We start from the raw sequence: 1,565 nt of genomic DNA on the forward strand, positions 1-1,565 counted from the left end.
GCCGTCCAGGCCGAGGCACGAGCTGCCGCCATCGCCGTCTGCGCCGCCGCACCCGCGCGCTCGGCCGCCGTCGCGGCCTTGTTCGCCGCCTCCGTGGCCTTGGCCGCGTCACTGCCGGCCTTCTGCGTCTCCGACGCGGCCAGCGCGGCGGCCTCCATGGCCTTCTGCGCCTCGTAGACCGCCTTGTCCTTGGCCTCGATCGCCGCGGCGGTCTCCTGCGCCGCCTGCGCGCCCGCGTCCTTCGCCTGCTGCACCAGCTGCGCGATGCTCGCGCGCTCCTGGTCACGGCTCTGCGCGATGTACTGGCCGACCGCCAGGAAGTCGCGCACGTCCTCGATCGACCCGTTCAGCGCCGCACGCGCCGCCGCCTGGGTGTTCGTGCCGCCCGCGCTGAGGATCTGCACCAGCTTGAGCCGGTCGTCGGAATCCTTTGCCGGGAACTGTCCCTCGGTCAGGAACCGCTGCAGGTCGTCGCTGGTATTGCTGCGCAGCGCCGCGTCACCGGCAGCCTGCAGGTTGCTGCCCGCGCCCATCGCGGGGTCGGTGAGCCGGGTGATCGTCAGCCGCCGGTCGGCGTCGAGAGCCGACTTCCAGCCGCTCTGCAGGAAGGCGCGCAACCCCGCGGGAGTGCCCTCGATCGCCTTGTCCGCCGCCTCGCGGACCTTCGGCCCGCCCACGCTGGAGATCTGCGTGGCCGCGAGCAGGTCGTCCAGGCGCTGGGCGCCGGCGAGGTCGTTGTCGACGAACTGCTTCACGTCCTGGTCGGAGCCCGCGAGCGCGGCCTCGGCGAGCTCGTGGACACGAGGACCGCCGCCGAGCCATGCCTGCACGGCACGCTCGCGGGCGCTCGGCTGGGCCTGCCCGCCGGTCGGCTCGACGGCCGAAGCCGTCTGGATGCCCGACCCCACCAGCCCCGCCGTCAGAGCCAGCGGCAGCAGGCCCAGGGAGAGCCTGCCCAGCAGCGGCGGCCTTCCCCTCCCCCGCCCCCGTGACCGGGATATCGAATGGTGCATCAGAAAACCTCCACTGTCGGCATCGGCCGGATTCACGGCCGCAGCGGAGCCTACGTCAGATGACGGTACGACAGAACGTTCACGAAGTCAGAAAGTTGCTCGAAAAGCAGCCAATGAAACACCTGCCAAAGGGCAAAGCCAAGCAAATACAACCGCATCACCGATAGGCACCCAACCACTGGGAAAGCATGACATTCTGCCTGGCCAGAGCCTAGAAAGTGCTTGTCGAGCCGCCAGCCCATCTGGTTCGATGGCCCGGATTCCGGCTGCGGCACCGAAGGCGTCGATGCGGCAACTTCGGCTACTTCCACCGGCAATGACGTCTCGTCATTGCCGGTTGGTTCGCCCACCATTCAGGCCGGTCACCCGATTCCGCAGATCCGCCCGTCAGGGCAACACCAGATGAACGAAAAGGATTAGGCATGGCAAAGCGCTTGTCCCGCTTGCTCGTTGGCGCTGCGGTCGCCGTGGCCGCCACGCTCGGCGCCACCGCACTGGCCTCCGCCGACGGCACTCCGGCGGACAACTCGGCCGCGCCGGTGGCGGTCGAGG

The 1,565-nt window shown here is 69.7% G+C and carries 2 protein-coding genes; both read right to left on the minus strand.

Annotation, left to right across the window (positions count from 1 at the left end; translation table 11 throughout):
- The coding region (locus ACWDCZ_RS41260) for an ALF repeat-containing protein (protein ID WP_449818709.1) at positions 1-1,049 on the minus strand (1,049 nt) is incomplete at its 3' end.
- 14 nt (positions 1,050-1,063) lie between these two features.
- Complete coding sequence (locus ACWDCZ_RS41265) at positions 1,064-1,366, minus strand: hypothetical protein (RefSeq protein ID WP_375875968.1); 303 nt, start codon at positions 1,364-1,366, stop codon at positions 1,064-1,066.
- Positions 1,367-1,565 lie beyond the last annotated feature (199 nt).

The sequence above is a fragment of the Kitasatospora sp. NPDC001225 genome, assembly GCF_053597855.1.

Bases quoted from the DNA above. Each gene is read 5' to 3' on its own strand.
- ACWDCZ_RS41265 (WP_375875968.1), bottom strand. From the start codon at position 1,366: ATGGTGGGCGAACCAACCGGCAATGACGAGACGTCATTGCCGGTGGAA.